We start from the raw sequence: 1503 nt of genomic DNA, 5'->3' as shown, positions 1-1503 counted from the left end.
TAATAAAAAAGCCCGCTTTCGCGGGCTTAATGTTTTATTTAAATTTAGGTTGTAAAAATAATTTAAGCAAATTTGATGCTGGCACGTAATTGGCCGGTTGTTGATTTATTACCTGTTGCTCCTGCGTGAACTCTAGTACCCACAGGTGGTGAATTAGGGATTACACTGGTTGAAATAATAGAGCCTTCACCAATGTTGTAATCTCTATCTTGGAATATCGCTATACCCATATCAAACCATTTGGCGAAGTTAACCATATAGTCTGCATAAATACGGCGCTGTGGCAGGAAGTTTGCCAAATGCGTGGTTTTTTGATAACCAATCGCCACACGTGATTGATGCGCCATCACTGGAAACGTCAATCCAGCTTCCAAGCCCCAAACATTAGGTTTACCCAATCGCGCCGGTGGATTAGTTAATACTCGGAAGCCTGTACTAGAATTACCACTTAAAAAGATAGGGTTCGCTAAACTCCGTGAGGTCTGAATATAATGACCATTCGCATCAAAGGGCCCAAACGTAACATCGGCATTTAAGTTCCATGCAGCTACTTTCCTATTCGGCAACCCTGGTACTGTTGTCCCTTCAACCAATGTATTGAGATAATAAGAAGACAAGAAGTTTGAATCCGCTATATTCGCAATGTAACCTGCGTTTATATTGAATTTGCTATTACACCATCTGTATCCCCACCCTAAATCGGCACCCCCATTTTGGATGCGGCGTGTAGATCCTCCATCAAGTCTTTTAGGATTACCTGCAAACGTATATAACGAACCGTATATACCGTTCGGTGCAATAAATCCTAATTGAGCTGCAGCTGCAGTAATCTCAGTGAACAATTGAGTTGGATTCTCTTGTGTTACAAATCCATAGGGGTCATATGCGCCAAATGGGATATATTCTTTACCCACCCTAAGGTAAATCGGTGATGCTTGGAAATTACCGATAGTCGCATATGCTGTGTCTATCTCTGTTCGGTTCAATGGGTGATACACAAAGAATGAATTAGCAATGCTGTAGGCCCCTCTCGAACCTGGAACAGCTGATAAGGAGCTATACACAACCGACATATTTGCTGTTACCCAATTATTAACTCGTGCATCGACAAAAAGATTGGCATTGTTAAGCACTAAATCACTCGCTCTACCCGTCGTTGGAATAGTCAGTACATTGGGTGGTACAGCAGCTGGATTCACTACCGCTGCTGGATTAAATGCTGGATTAAACTGCCAGAAAATCGGTGGTTTACTCGCCAAATAAGCATCGGTATTCATCCAACCACTGATATTGATCCGACAAGTCCAACCACAGGGTTGATCAAATCCGCCGGGTTGATTTCGGTCAAGAATCATATCGAGTTTATTGATTTGATAACGCATCACATCCATTTGATAGGATGTATCCATCATATATGGCTGCATCGCCAATACAGGACCGCTAAGCCCTAGTGTTACGAGTGAAGCAACAATCGCTTTGAGTTTCATACTCATCCATCTCCTT

1 protein-coding gene is annotated in these 1503 nt (G+C 42.3%); it reads right to left on the bottom strand.

Going from position 1 to position 1503, the window contains the following annotated elements:
- Positions 1–62: 62 nt before the first annotated feature.
- Complete coding sequence (locus tag A1D18_RS00065) at positions 63–1487, bottom strand: LbtU family siderophore porin (protein ID WP_071661796.1); 1425 nt, start codon at positions 1485–1487, stop codon at positions 63–65.
- Between the last annotated feature and the right edge of the window lie 16 nt (positions 1488–1503).

It is taken from the genome of Candidatus Rickettsiella isopodorum, from assembly GCF_001881495.1.
Taxonomy (GTDB): domain Bacteria; phylum Pseudomonadota; class Gammaproteobacteria; order Diplorickettsiales; family Diplorickettsiaceae; genus Aquirickettsiella; species Aquirickettsiella isopodorum.
The sequence above is the reverse complement of the archived record's forward strand: the minus strand, read 5'-3'. Positions and strand labels throughout refer to the sequence as shown.

Excerpts from the sequence above, each read along its gene's own strand:
- A1D18_RS00065 (WP_071661796.1), bottom strand. The coding sequence starts at position 1,487 with ATGAAACTCAAAGCGATTGTTGCTTCACTCGTAACACTAGGGCTTAGC.